The following is a 14,112-nucleotide window of genomic DNA, read 5'->3' on the forward strand; positions in this document are numbered from 1 at the left end:
CTACAGGTTTCGTATCATCTCCCAATCACCAGTTTTTCGGTGATGATGAAGAAATCGGCTTCGAACCTGCAGATGTAAGTTCCGGAAGCTAGTCTCTGCGTGAGTTCCAGCGGAACGGTATATGTACCTCTGGTGTAAGCTTTGCTGCCGATTGGCATGCCTATGTATTTACCATCCGCTGCGTAAATGGTTACCTTAACAGTTGCAGGTTCACTGAGGGTAAAACGCATCTTGGTTATATCACGGGTGGGATTGGGGAAAAGTCGGAAGCCGACCTCATGCGCGGGATCTGGCCTGTTACCCGGTTGTTCAGGAATTGGCAGCACCTGAAAAGAACCCGACAAAAAGATAGGAGTACCTGTCAGTGCAATGCCGGCGGAACTGGTGGTGGTTGTAACATTCGATTCGGTGAAGTTCCATTCGCGTTTATTGAACTTCGGTCCAACGTTCATTGCAGATGGAAAAGAATACGTTGCATTTGCCGATTCAGAATTGTCTGCGCTGGTTTTGGCCCAAAGCACATAGGTGTATTCTCCTTTGCTGTCTTTGAATGCAGCCCCGTCCACATTTGCAGGGAGATTCATTGCAGTGGTTTTTGTGGCATCATAAACAGCACCGCGAAGCAGGTCTGATGTGGTTTTGAAAGCAATGCCTTCAGGGTTGTATTGTTGTTTGTAAACGCCGCCATTGGTACGGGGCCCGGCACCTTCGAGTTTCTGATAGAGTCCCATCGTTTGAAATCCATCGGTAGCTTCTGCCAGTGTTTTGGAATCGCCGAGTACGAAAGTGTAGTATTGCCTGATGTCGTTTTTCTGGCTGAGCACGAGGGCTTTGATCATATAGTTGCGTTGAGCATCAGGGGAGCCAATCATATTACTGAAGCTCTTCTTCGGAATATTGTTCTCTGTGCAGATAAATAGCTTTTTCGGATATGTAGTTCCGTTATATCCATACGTAGCCAGTACTGCTTCGAAGTTTTTCTTCAGTTGCACATATTCAGATACTGCAGCATCGGAGTGACGTTTGTACACCCATCCTCCCCCATTGGCATCGCTCCAGGTGGCGAGGTTGAACATGGGATAGCTGTGATAACTGAGCACATCGAAATAAGCACCTCCCTTCAATGGATAATCTGTGGAAACCGCGCCATTAGCGGGATTGTCGGTATTCCGGAGGATTGCGTCGAGGAAGCTGATATAACCCAGACCGCCTGTAGTTACATAGGCTGTGGGATCTACTGATTTGATCACTTCATAACTGATGCGCAGCATACGGATGTAATGAAAGATCGGCGCCTTCATGTTAGGCAGGTCGCAGGGAGGCGGATTGTTTTCCCACCAGTTGCCCGCTTCTCCTTTCTTCTTCCATCCATTGCCTGCATTATCGTAGTCGGGTTCGTTTACGATCTCCCAGAACTTTACATAGTTTTTGTAAAGCATCACTGTTTTGTAAACGTAGAGAGCATAGTAGTTGTTGTCGTTTACAGGTGTGCCATTGGCGCCTCCGTCCCAGATGGGTTCGTACATATTTTTGAAGAGCTTCGATTCATCGGCGCATCCGGCATATTTGTTATTGTCTTTATGAGCCGCGGAAGGTTCGCCGAGAAAAACGGTATTGTCGAGCACTCCAAGAGATGCATAGTGTTTAAATTCTGCTACGCGAATGTCGTAGCTCCAGGATTCGAGAAAGTTTTCGGGAAGTGGCGGTCTGAAGGTTTTGGATCCCACCCCTTTCACTTTTTGAGCGGGGTTGCCAGCCGCAATGTCTGCGATGGTCTTATCATCCCATGATGATCCGTAGTATCCGCCATTGGTGCCGTACATGAACTTACCGTTGTATGCGGGAACCGTGTTATTGGCAGTAGTTTTAACCTGAGCGGAAAGCCGGCCACAGATCAGGAGAACTGCCGCCAGGCAAAAGAGTAATTGGTGTTTCATAAGACTTTACTTCACTGTTCGTGTACAGGATTACCGCAGGGTGGATCAATTACTCTGCCAAAAGGATATAACATATGTCAAAAAAATGAAGGAAAACGCTCATATGAGCAAATTGAAGACGCTGCCGTCAGAAGATGGTGGTGAAGCGGGTATCAGACGGTAGTTCCGCGCGCTTCGGCCCAGGCTTTCACTTTGGGGAAGGCGATTCGAAACCAGGAAGTGTATTTGCGGGGATGGGTTTCGAGCGACTGACTGATATCCTCCAGGGTTTTGTAACAAAAATCCTGTACTTCATCGGGGTTGGGCTTTATGGCCTGTTCATATACGCCCGTGAATACATGATCGAATTCGTGCTCAGTTAGCCCGTTGTCGAATTCCGTGATGTAGGTGAAATGGAAGATCTTTTCCAGTGGTGCAGTGAAACCAAGTTCTTCGTTCAGCCTGCGGATTGCAGCTGCCTCGGTAGCTTCTCCGGGAAAAGGATGGCTGCAGCAGGCATTGGTCCATAATCCGGCACTGTGGTATTTGCTGAGAGCGCGCTGCTGCAGGAGCATTTCTCCTTTGCTGTTGAAGATAAATACGCTGAAAGCGCGATGCAGCAGGGCTTTGCGGTGAGCTTCCATTTTTTCCATCGTTCCGATGGGCTCATCCTGTTCGTTCACCAGTATTACTTCCTGCGTGCTGATCATGCTGCAATTTAAGGTAAAAGAGGCAAAGGCCGCGGGTACTGCTGCGGTTCAGACAGGTTATGAAAAACAAAAAGGCGCGATGTAGCCGGGTACTCCGGCTGTATCGCGCCTGCAATATGATTGCTGCGTAAAACGCTTACACGTAGAAATTAGAATCTATTGATCTGTGTTTTCAACAGTTTGCGTGCAAAGTGAATACGGCTTTTGATAGTTCCCAACGGTTCATCGAGCATCTCTGCTATCTCGTGATATTTGAACCCATCGAAATAAAGAAGAAATGGGTTTCTGAAAATTTCAGGAAGATTGTGAATAGCTCCCTGAATATCTTTTAGCTGGAGATTTCCTTCTGCTCCATTGAGAGTAACTGCCTGACTCTGATTGATCAGAAAATCATTGGGTGTTGCATCAAAGATTACATTCTGCTTTACCTTCCTGCGATAATTATTGATGAAAATATTTCGCATGATGGTGTACAGCCAGGCCTTAATGTTCGTTCCTACGTTGTACTTATCCTTATTGGCCAAAGCCCTGTATAAAGTCTCCTGAAACAAGTCTTTAGCCGCTTCTGAATCCCTGGTGAGAGTAATTGCAAATGGCTTGAGAAAGTCTGCATTCTTCACCAGCATTTGGTTAAATTCTATCGTCGACATGGCTCAAGGTGTTTAAATAATTACGATACAAATTTAAACATAGATTGGCAGACTTAACGTTAACTGTTCAGGGGAATATGTTAAAATGTCCAACAGACGCATTATCAGATTGTTACAGAGCAGAAACAAACTCCATAACTTCCTGTAAACTACGCTTGTACTGAACGTTTGAAAAGGCTTTCCGGGGGCAGCAGGCAGACAGTTGTCCGGAGATGATCAGCTTTGAGTGGGGGATGGTCTGATTGAACTGAGAAAGGAACTTATCGATGTTGAAATTGGGCGGCACGCTGGTGAGGTGCGTAAGCAGGTAATCCGGCTTTTTGGCAGCTACCAGAAACTCCATATCACGTACAGGCACATCCGAACCCAGATACAGCACCTGCACACCTTTGCTCTTCAGCAAATAGTAGAGATATAGCAATCCCAGTTCGTGATACTCTCCTTCGGGAAGAAAGAGCACCACCATTTTATCGGAGTGCACACTTGAATGCACATTTTCAATTCCGACAATCAGTTTCTGGCGAATGATATTGGCAACAAGATGTTCCTGTGCAGGGTGGATAAAGTTGGTCATCCAAAGTATCCCTATCTTATCGAGGAACGGAAACATCAGCTGGGTAATGGTACGTTCAATTCCGCGCAGCCGGATATAATGATTCAGCACTTCTTCAAACTGCACAATATCGAGGTCTACCATGTATTGCACCAGATCGTTCACAAGCCGCTCCTGCTGCGCTTCTGCATGAGAAAGGTCGATGATCTTCTGCCTCATTTCTTCGGCGCTCATTTTGTCGATATGCGAAATCTTATAGCCGTATTTATTGAGCAATGCGATGTTCAGAACGGCTTTGAGCTCATCGGTAGTGTAATAGCGTATATTGGTCTCCGTTCGTTTAGGTTTGAGGAACGAATACCGCTGCTCCCAGATCCGGATGGTGTGAGCCTTTATCCCAGACAGATTCTCAAGGTCTTTGATGGTAAATACGTTCACAGGCAAACTGTTTTGTGTACAGAGATACTACAGGTAAGATATGTTAATTGTTTAAGATCTGAGCTGAGTTAACTCAACCGAAAAGTTGAGCAGCCTCAGCTATAAATACAATAACTAACAGATTTACAATGCAGTGAGTAAATCCATCGCTGATACTATGTGATTGAAGTTTATCTAAAACTGAATAGTGGGATTGAGCAGTCTGCCAGCGTCGAGCAGCTGTTTGGCAATGTCTGTAAGTTGTGGTGAGGAACGAAGCGCTTCCAGATGCCGGTGATGATGAAGATCGGTACCCAGCAGGTCTACGAACTGCTTTTTGAGTAGATATTGTGCGAGCTCGTTGGCTACTTTGCCATAGTAGTTGGTAAGAGAAAGCAGGTTCAACTGAAAATAACATCCTGCGCTTTTCAGCTCATCGTACATTCCCTTGTTGCCAGACAAATAAGTATATCGCTCAGGATGAGCCAGCACTGGCTGGTATCCTTTTATCTGAAGAGCAAACAGTTTTTCTTTGAGATCCATCGGAGGTACGAGGAAACTGAATTCTACAAGTACCCAATTGTCGCGGATGGTGAGAAGTGGACTATCGTTTCTGAGCAGTTCGTCCATGTGATCGTCCAGATAATATTCTGCCGCCGCTTTGAGTGGCGGATGGCTCGTATCGGTCATGGATATCCGAAGTTCTTCTTTTGCCGTAGCTATCGTCTCATTGGTATTCTTGTACATATCCCAGAGGATATGCGGAGTTGTAACCAGGCGGCTGAAACCGAGATCCTGCAAACCTGCAATCAATTCGGCTGAAACAGTGGTATCGGGTGATCCGTCATCGATACCAGGCAACAGATGCGAGTGCATGTCTGTTGCTATTTCGCTGAGGTCAACTACACCTTTTTGTTTCTTTTTGAATATCGAGAACATGGTGGAATAGGAATCTGGTTTAAAACTAAACTAAGGCTTCGGAATGCTGTATGAAATCACTGTAAACTTTTTGAATGCCTTCTCTGAGTTCGATCGTATGTTTCCATCCAAGCTGATGCAGTTTGCTTACATCCATCAGTTTGCGTGGTGTTCCATCTGGTTTGGAGAGGTCGTGTTCAATTGTTCCTTCATACCCTACAATGTCTTTGATCATCAGGGCAAGCTCTTTGATGGAGAGATCCTCGCCGGTACCGATGTTCACAAAGCCTTCCTCATTATAGTTTTCCATGAGAAAGCAGCAGGCTTCAGCCAGATCATCGGCATGCAGGAACTCCCGCTTTGGTTCGCCGGTTCCCCACATGATTACTGAAGCTGCACCATTGATCTTCGCCTCGTGGAATTTTCTGATGAGCGCAGGCAATACATGCGAGTTATTCAAATCGTAATTATCGTTCCGGCCATACAGGTTGGTAGGCATTACGGATATGAAATTACATCCATACTGCGAGCGGTAAGCATCGCACATTTTGATACCTGCAATCTTTGCTATTGCATATGGCTCATTTGTTGGCTCCAGCAATCCTGAGAGCAGGTATTCTTCTTTCAGCGGCTGCGGGGCCATTTTGGGATATATGCAGGATGAACCGAGGAACATCAGTTTTTTTACGCCATTCACATACGCTGCATGTATCACATTGTTCTGGATCATGATATTGTCGTAGATGAATTCTGCACGATAAGTATTGTTGGCAACAATGCCACCAACTTTCGCAGCTGCAAGAAAAACATAATCGGGTTTTTCCGCAGCAAAGAAATCATTTACTGCCTGCTGATTGCGGAGATCAACTTCGGAAGAAGTTCGCTGCACCAGATTCTGATATCCCTTCTCTTTCAATCTGGCGGTAATCGCCGATCCCACCATTCCACGGTGACCAGCTACATATATTTTTGCTGATTGTTCCATATTCATTTATTACAGCTCGGTGTACAAATTGTTTATTCAAACTGATTGCGAACGTAGTAGCCGGCTTCCTGCAACATGCGGTCTTTGCGGAAGAGGTCTACATCGTTTTCCATCATTTCCTTAACCAGTGCCGCAAGATCATATTTGGGTTTCCAGTCCAGTTGAGTTTGTGCTTTTGTAGGATCGCCGATCAAAAGGTCAACCTCTGTTGGCCTGTAATAACGGGGATCAACGGCTACCACTTCTTTTCCGGTTTCGAGTTGAAAATCCGGATGGCTGCAGGATGCTACAACACCTACTTCTTTTTCGCCGCTTCCTTTGAATTCAAGTTCAATGCCAACCTCTCCGAAAGCCATCCGAACAAAGTCGCGCACGGGCGTAGTGATACCAGTAGCGATCACATAATCTTCAGGTTTCTCCTGCTGCAGTATGCGCCACATGGCTTCCACATAATCTTTTGCATGCCCCCAGTCGCGCTGTGCATCGAGGTTGCCGAGGAAGATCTTATCCTGCAATCCCAAAGCGATGCGTGCCGTTCCTCTGGTGATTTTTCTGGTAACGAAAGTTTCGCCGCGAAGCGGAGATTCGTGGTTGAACAATATGCCGTTCACCGCATACATGCCATAGGCTTCCCGATAGTTAACGGTGATCCAGTAGGCATAGAGTTTCGCCACTGCATATGGAGAACGTGGATAGAAAGGTGTTTTTTCGGATTGCGGTACTTCCTGCACCAGTCCGTACAGTTCGGAAGTGGAAGCCTGATATACTTTTGTTTTTTTAGTCAACCCAAGTAATCTAACGGCTTCGAGTATGCGCAAAGTACCAATACCGTCGGCATTGGCCGTATATTCTGGTGTTTCAAAACTCACGTGCACATGGCTCATGGCAGCGAGGTTGTATATCTCATCGGGTTGTGTTTCCTGAATGATGCGGATCAGATTGGTTGAATCTGTGAGATCACCGTAATGCAGCTTCAGCTGAATATTTTTTTCGTGAGGATCCTGGTAAAGGTGATCGATACGCTCGGTATTGAAGAGCGAACTTCTTCTCTTCACGCCATGCACCATATATCCTTTTTTCAGCAACAGGTCTGTAAGATAGGCACCATCCTGCCCTGTAATACCTGTAATGAGCGCAACTTTTGACATACGTTATCGAATTATGAATTGAAATATTTTCCTTACCGGCTTTAGCCAGATAGTAAAAAAATAAGGTTTCAGGTTATTGAGTTCCCAGGCTTTTCGGTCTTCTTTATTGGCCCGAAGCCTGTTAGCGAGTGTAGCATTGCTCATTCCTCCTGCACGCATTTTCACCAGCACTTCGGGTACATAGGCAGCTTTCATTCTATGTTTTACCAGCACTCTGAGCATCAACTCGTAATCGGCTGCAGAACGAAGTGATGTATTGAAAAGCCCAGCCTCTTCATATACTTTTTTTCTTACGAAGAATGCAGGATGAGGGGGCATCCAACCGAAGTAGAAATTACCCGGACGAAAGTTTCCGGCCTTCCACTTTCGGGTGATCTTGTCTGTGTCGAATTGCTGCACATAATGCAAATCTCCATACACTGCATATACCGATGGATCTTCAAAAGCTGCCATCACCTTGCTGATTACCTGGGGATGGCTGTAGAAGTCATCAGAATTGAGAATGCCGATCACATCTCCGGTGGCCAGCTTCACTCCTTTGTTCATGGCATCATAAATGCCATTGTCTTTTTCCGAGTTTACGCGGGATACATGCGGAAATTGTTTTACGATATCGAGCGTATTGTCTTTGGACAAACCATCAACAATGATATGTTCGATATGCTGATAGTCCTGCGAAGCGATGCTCTTAAGCGTATCGCCTACTGTTGCTGAACTATTGTAGGTTGCAGTGATTATTGAAATGGTCATGTATTATTTTTCCCTGGAAACAACACAGTTTTCGAGTACAAGCATATCCATGTTGGTACGCAGATAACATTCCAGCGCATCTTCTGGAGAGTTCACGATCGGTTCATTCTCATTGAACGAAGTATTGAGCAAAATAGGCACGCCTGTTTTCTTTCTGAATGCCTCGATGAGATTGTAGTAACGTGGCGTAACATTCTTATCTACGGTCTGTAGTCTTCCTGTTCCGTCTGCATGTGTTACAGCAGGAATTACTGCATGTTTGTCTTTTTTGATCGGGAATACCTTCTCCATAAACGGCACTTCATCATTCACTTCAAAATATTCTTCTACATAATCTTTCAGAATGGAAGGTGCAAATGGCCTGAAGCTTTCGCGACGTTTGATCTTCGCATTGAGCAGATCTTTCGCATCATTCCTGCGCGGATCTGCAAGTATGGAGCGACCTCCGAGTGCACGTGGGCCGAATTCGGCTCTTCCGTTGAACCAGCCTACCACGCCGGCGTTTACCAGTCTGTCTGCTACGCGCTCATAGAGTTCATCATCTGAATAGCGCACATAACTGATATTGCGCGAGCGCAGGTATTCTTCGATCAGTTCATTGGAAAATCTGCTGCCTGTGTAAGCAGACCAGATAGGTTCCGCACGTTTCTGCTGAAGAATGTGATTGTACGTATACAATGCAGCTCCCATCGAAATGCCGGCATCATGGCCTGCTGATGGAATGTACACATTTGTAAATGGTGTATTTCGTGTGATCTTACCATTGGCTACAGAGTTCTGTGCCACACCACCTGCTATGCATACATTCTTCAGTCCTGTTCTCTTTTGCAGATGAGTAAGTATATGGAAGATCAGTTGCTCTGTAACACGTTGTACAGATGCAGCCATGTCCTTATGGTATTGTGAAAGTGGCTCCTCCTTCTTTCTGGCAGGGCCGAATTTCTTCACCACTTCGTCCGAGAAAAGCGTGGCCACTACAGGGATATGATCATCACCATAAGACACGATGCCTTTGGTAGCGGAGCGGAAATATTTCAGGTTGAGCCGGAACAGGCCATCATCGCCAAAAAGCAACACATCCTTCAGCTGGTCTACATATTTGGCTTCGCCGTATGGTGCAAGGCCCATCACTTTGTATTCATCACCGTAGTGAGGGAAACCGAGCCATTGTGTGAAAGCAGAATAGAAGATCCCAACAGAGTGCGGAAAGTCAACTGAGTCCAGTACTTCAATCTGATTGCCTCTGCCAATGCCGATCATGGTTGTGGTGAAATCGCCGGAGCCATCGATGGACAGCAGGGCAGCTTCTTCAAACGGAGAGGCAAAGAAAGCAGATCCAAGATGACTTCTATGGTGTTCTACCTGATGGATCTTCTCTTTGATGGACTGTTTGGACACGGATGGATCGAGCAGTGCGAACTCATCTTCCAGTGAAGATACTTTTCGTGAGTTCTTCAGGCGGTCGAGCACTGCGCTCCAGCCATTCCCCGGATTTTTTGCCAGGAAGAGAAGTTTCTTATGCAGTTTGGCGCCAGGATCACGGCCAATAGCGATATGATCTACTTCACTCAAAGTGATACCTGCTTCTTTGAGGCAGAACTCGATGGCCATGGAAGGAAAGCCGGCCCAGTGTTTTACTCTTCTGAATCGTTCTTCTTCTGTGGCGGCGATCATTACGCCGTCTTTAAAAATGGCTGCAGATGAATCTGCATGGTAAGCGTTGAGTCCTAATATGAACATCTTATTTTTAATTTACCTGGTTCAAAAATTGATGAGAATGGATAAAGCCGCAGGAACTTCTGATCAAGCCACAACAGGGTCAATCAATTTCTGGCTTTTATGCTCTCTGTCTGCAACAGAGCTCCGGTGGTTTTCTCTCCGTCGGTTTTTATCTTGATTCTGTCCCGCAGATTCATAATTGGCTTTTCAAAATAATGATACATAAGTGCAGCTATTGCAAAAGAGAGCGCCATGCCGATCAGAGACTGTACATACCATCCGGAAGAGAACACGGGTGCTTTGATCACAAACCGATAGATCTCTGCATGAATCAGATAAGCCGAGTAAGAAACAATGCTGATGAATGTTACTGATCTCCTCAAATAATTTGGTTTGCTGTTTCCCGGAAAATTCGTTTCGAGATAAGGCAACATCAAAGCGATAAGAAAGCTATTCAAAGTGAACCATACCGATCTTGTCCAAACCAGGGAGTTAATAGCTCCGGGCGTGAGATTTGTTTTACCGAAATACCACAATGAGAGTATGAACAATATTGCAGCGGTAATGAAGACCTTTGAATTTGAAATGCCGACATAGATCTTATTGAAACTTATTTTGATCAAAGCCAGCAACACACCCCACATAAGGGCATCCAGGCGAAATACTATATTGCCGTTGAACGAGTCAAATGGTCGGTTAGTCTTCATTGCCACGATCAACCGAAGCAGATTCACAAAAGTGATGAAGCAGACAATGAATATCAGGAATTTTCTGGTATCTATTCTCTTCTTATAAAACAACAATAAGCAGAATACAGGCAGGGTAAGGTAGAACCATTCTTCGATAACCAGACTCCAGCTTACTTCCAGAAAATTAATGCCTACAAAATTATTCTGCAGGAAGAAGAAATACACCAATACTTTATAACCAAGGGAATGGTCGAGGAAAATAAATTTCACAAGCAGAACCAGATAATATACCGGCAGCGTGCGGAACCATCTTCTGATCCAGAAATTCAATGTAACAGGGAAACTTACGTCTGATTTGGTGAAGTCTTTGATGAGAATGCCACCAATGAGAAAACCACTAAGAACAAAGAAGATATCAACCCCCAACTGTCCGAGTTTTATTCCTCCGATATCAGAGGGTATAATCCCCAGATGTGAGATCATCACCATTAAGATCGCTGTAGTTCTGATTATATCAAGGCCATAATTTCTTGAAGCGCTCATCCGAATAATGTTAGTTAACTGGTAAGTAGAAAATTTTTGCTGACGATCTGGTATTGAGTCTTGATCAACTAAAGAGTTTATTATAGGCTGCTTTCAGATCGGTTTGTGTCACAAAATCATGAACATGCTTCCATGCAGCATAACTCCACTCTCCGAATCCTTCCTGATCGAGGTCTGCAGCCTGCTGTATCGCTTCAATAAAAGCTTGCGGGTTTCCAAGGGGGAGGTCCCATCCAACCTTCAGAGATTGTAATCCTTTCCACGGTGTCTGATCACTGATCAAAACCGGACGCCCGGCCTTCAATGCTTCAAAGATAGCATGCCCAAAATTCTCACCCCTTGTCGGAGATACAAAAATGTGGTGCTGAGCCAATCTTGCCGGTAACTGCTGATTGGGTATTTCCCCTTCAAATACAACCTGTATATTGGGTGGATATGCAGCTATGATCTTCTTACAGTCTTCCACATACGCTGCATACTCTTCGTTGCCGATAATGGTAAGCGAAATATTTCTCCTGGCTTCCGGCAATAATTTCAACAGGAAATCCAGGTTCTTGATCGGATGCAGGCGACCGATGAAAATCATCTTCAGTTCGCCTTTGCTCTTTTCAATTGATCCCGGATAGTTGCCTACATAAGCAGGGAAGTTCGGGATCATGGAACTGGAAACGGCTGTACCGAATCGCCGTGCAATATCTTCCTGTTCAGTATCGTCTGTTGCATGGAAGTGCACTTTCTTATGCAATCCCAATGTTTTGAATAGCGAAAGGAAAACTTTCTTTTTGGGAGATTTGAACTGAAGTGCGCTCTGTTTGAGCATCCCTCTTGGTGAAAGCACTACTTTCCCTTTGTAATTGTTGAACTTATTCATCAATAAAGGGTAGATAGTGAAGAAGCGGGAGAACATGCTGTTGAGATAAATGAAATCGGCCTCCACCTCATTTATCCTGCTATGCAGGTCTTTCCAGTTCAGTTTGGCCGGAGAGCAATAATAGATCTTTACGCCGTTCTCCTGTTCAATCCATGTGTCGGCTGCGATTCCTGAATAAGGTTCGTTATCATTCAGGTCGCGGTCTGTAGTAAGCACATAGATCTGGTATGCCTCTTTCATCTGGTTCACGAAATTGGAACAGGAGCGGATCGGTCCACCTGCTTTGAATCCCGGCTCATACCAGTCGGTAAATAAGAGAATCGATTTTTGCACAATACTAATTTATACTTCCGTGTTTTTTTCCAGCCAGTACTCCATCACAACAAACAACCATAATTCCATCCAACGAACAGAAGGGTCCCCCTGCTGGAACTTGTTCCAGTAGGAAAGCAATTCCTTTCCATTCAGGAAATCCCTTTCTGCCATGCGTTTCAACCGCTGGTCGCAGAAGTTGAAAAGGTCTTTTTTCATCCAGACTGCCCATGGGAAGAGAAAACCCTGTTTGCGCCTGTGCACTATCTCAGGAGGCAGTAACCCTTTCAATGATCGTACCAATAAACTTTTGGGTATATCGGGAAATTTGTAAGAATCGGGAATTGCCAGTACATATTCGATCAGTTCATGATCGAAAAAAGGTTCGCGTACTTCCAGTGAAACGGCCATGCTCATCTGATCTGTATCTTTCAGCAACGTATGCTGTGTGTATCCAAGATATTCAGCGATGGACACCTGGCTGAGCAGCGGGAAAGAATGCAATGATCCGTTCAATCCTGCAAGGTTTTTCTCCACAGCGGTAATGTTGCTGCCTTCGAGATCAGTGAGCTTATTGATGAGAGAAGGTGAAATGATCCTTCTGAACTCAGGATAGAAGCCGGCAATAGAGCAGGAAGGTGCGGTAAGAAGTCCGCGGAGCCGTTCTGCTTTATTGGAGCCTTTGATTCCGTAAATGGCTGCCATGGCATGTCTTGGCACACTGCCAAGCTTCCAGAGCTTATCGAATTTTTTCAGTTGCAGGTATTGTTTGAAAAACGGATAACCTGCAAAAAGTTCATCGCCTCCTACACCAGACAGCGCTACTGTAAGGCCATGCTGCTTGATAGCTTTACTAACCACATAGGTGTTCACGCCATCTCCACTGGGAGTGTCCATGGCATCGAGGGCATTGGTAAGTTCGTCCAGAAATACCGATGGCCTGAGCAATACCCTGCTATGATCGGTGTTGAATTTCTTTGCTATCTGCGCTGCATATTCCGACTCGTCGTAATCCTTTTCATCGAAGCCGATGGTAAAAGTATTGATGGGTGCTGCACTGCTTTCGGCCATCAGCCCTACCACAGCGCTGGAGTCGATACCTCCCGACAGGAAGGCGCCAATGGGAACATCACTGATCATTCTTTGTTCCACTGCCTGATGCAGCAGTTCTCTTACTCTCTGTTCAACACGGGTTGAGTCCCCGAAGTCGAACTGCTTCTTACGATCCGAAACAGACCAGTATTTTGTTGTTTCTATAGATTGTCGGGAAACGGTCATGTAGCTGCCGGCCTCCAGCTGGTGCACATCTTCTATGATCGCCAGTGGAAATCCTACAGATTGATACGACAGGAATTCCCGGATAGCCTGCTGATTTACTTTTCGGGGCACCAGTCCACTGCCCATGAGACCGCGGATCTCCGAGGCAAACAGCAATACATCCCCATTGGTGTAATAATACAGAGGCTTCACTCCCATTCTGTCTCTTGCAAGGAACATCTTTTTCTCAAGTGTGTCCCAGATAGCAAAAGCGAACATACCTTTCAGGTATTGCAGACACGATGCACCCCATTTTATATAAGCAGCCAGCAGTACTTCCGTATCACCCGATGTATGGAAATCGTATCCTGTAAGCTGTTTTTTTACTTCTCTGAAATTATAGATCTCTCCGTTGAATACGATCCTGTATCTGCCTGAAGCATCCTCGAAAGGCTGATTGGCTGCATCAGAAAGGTCGACTATAGATAGACGAAGATGACCGAATGCAATATCATCATCTGTGTAGAAACCTGTAGCATCCGGACCTCTGTGTTGCATTGGCCTGATCATTGCCTGTATACATCCCTGTTGCAAGGGAGTATTATTCAGACGCATTATACCTGCGATCCCACACATTCATTTTATCTTTAAATAAACAAATAATATTACTTTGC

Annotated in this window: 12 protein-coding genes; all 12 read right to left on the minus strand. The window is 45.4% G+C overall.

All coding sequences use genetic code 11. From position 1 onward, the window contains the following. Positions 1 to 14: 14 nt before the first annotated feature. The gene (locus HHL16_RS01815) at positions 15 to 1,937 is read right to left on the minus strand and encodes a T9SS type A sorting domain-containing protein (protein ID WP_169423431.1); all 1,923 of its coding nucleotides are present in this window, start codon (positions 1,935 to 1,937) and stop codon (positions 15 to 17) included. 152 nt (positions 1,938 to 2,089) lie between these two features. Then, entirely contained in the window at positions 2,090 to 2,626 is a 537-nt protein-coding gene (gene idi / locus HHL16_RS01820; protein WP_169423432.1) for an isopentenyl-diphosphate Delta-isomerase, read from the minus strand. A gap of 149 nt (positions 2,627 to 2,775) precedes the next feature. Beyond that, on the minus strand, positions 2,776 to 3,276 hold the full coding sequence (locus HHL16_RS01825) for an RNA polymerase sigma factor (protein ID WP_169423433.1): 501 nt from the start codon (positions 3,274 to 3,276) through the stop codon (positions 2,776 to 2,778). A gap of 112 nt (positions 3,277 to 3,388) precedes the next feature. Beyond that, on the minus strand, positions 3,389 to 4,267 hold the full coding sequence (locus HHL16_RS01830) for a MerR family transcriptional regulator (protein ID WP_169423434.1): 879 nt from the start codon (positions 4,265 to 4,267) through the stop codon (positions 3,389 to 3,391). Positions 4,268 to 4,441: 174 nt separating this feature from the next. Next, positions 4,442 to 5,185 carry a CpsB/CapC family capsule biosynthesis tyrosine phosphatase gene (locus HHL16_RS01835; RefSeq protein ID WP_169423435.1) on the minus strand — a complete coding sequence of 248 codons (744 nt, stop codon included), beginning with the start codon at positions 5,183 to 5,185 and terminating at the stop codon, positions 4,442 to 4,444. 25 nt (positions 5,186 to 5,210) lie between these two features. After that, positions 5,211 to 6,149: a GDP-L-fucose synthase gene (locus HHL16_RS01840; RefSeq protein WP_169423436.1), complete on the minus strand. Its 939-nt coding sequence runs from the start codon at positions 6,147 to 6,149 to the stop codon at positions 5,211 to 5,213. 32 nt (positions 6,150 to 6,181) lie between these two features. Continuing rightward, on the minus strand, positions 6,182 to 7,297 hold the full coding sequence (gmd, locus tag HHL16_RS01845; RefSeq protein WP_169423437.1) for a GDP-mannose 4,6-dehydratase: 1,116 nt from the start codon (positions 7,295 to 7,297) through the stop codon (positions 6,182 to 6,184). 3 nt (positions 7,298 to 7,300) lie between these two features. Next, positions 7,301 to 8,047: a glycosyltransferase family 2 protein gene (locus HHL16_RS01850; RefSeq protein ID WP_169423438.1), complete on the minus strand. Its 747-nt coding sequence runs from the start codon at positions 8,045 to 8,047 to the stop codon at positions 7,301 to 7,303. Positions 8,048 to 8,050: 3 nt separating this feature from the next. Continuing rightward, positions 8,051 to 9,787, minus strand: coding sequence for a carbamoyltransferase C-terminal domain-containing protein (locus tag HHL16_RS01855; protein ID WP_169423439.1), 1,737 nt, complete (start codon positions 9,785 to 9,787; stop codon positions 8,051 to 8,053). An 83-nt stretch (positions 9,788 to 9,870) separates the two neighbouring features. Beyond that, complete coding sequence (locus tag HHL16_RS01860; protein ID WP_169423440.1) at positions 9,871 to 10,998, minus strand: acyltransferase; 1,128 nt, start codon at positions 10,996 to 10,998, stop codon at positions 9,871 to 9,873. A 64-nt stretch (positions 10,999 to 11,062) separates the two neighbouring features. Then, complete coding sequence (locus tag HHL16_RS25275) at positions 11,063 to 12,202, minus strand: glycosyltransferase (protein WP_169423441.1); 1,140 nt, start codon at positions 12,200 to 12,202, stop codon at positions 11,063 to 11,065. A 9-nt stretch (positions 12,203 to 12,211) separates the two neighbouring features. Further along, on the minus strand, positions 12,212 to 14,074 hold the full coding sequence (asnB, locus tag HHL16_RS01870) for an asparagine synthase (glutamine-hydrolyzing) (protein ID WP_277349331.1): 1,863 nt from the start codon (positions 14,072 to 14,074) through the stop codon (positions 12,212 to 12,214). Positions 14,075 to 14,112: the final 38 nt, after the last annotated feature.

Source organism: Pseudoflavitalea sp. G-6-1-2, assembly GCF_012927185.1.
Classification (GTDB): Bacteria; Bacteroidota; Bacteroidia; order Chitinophagales; family Chitinophagaceae; genus Pseudobacter.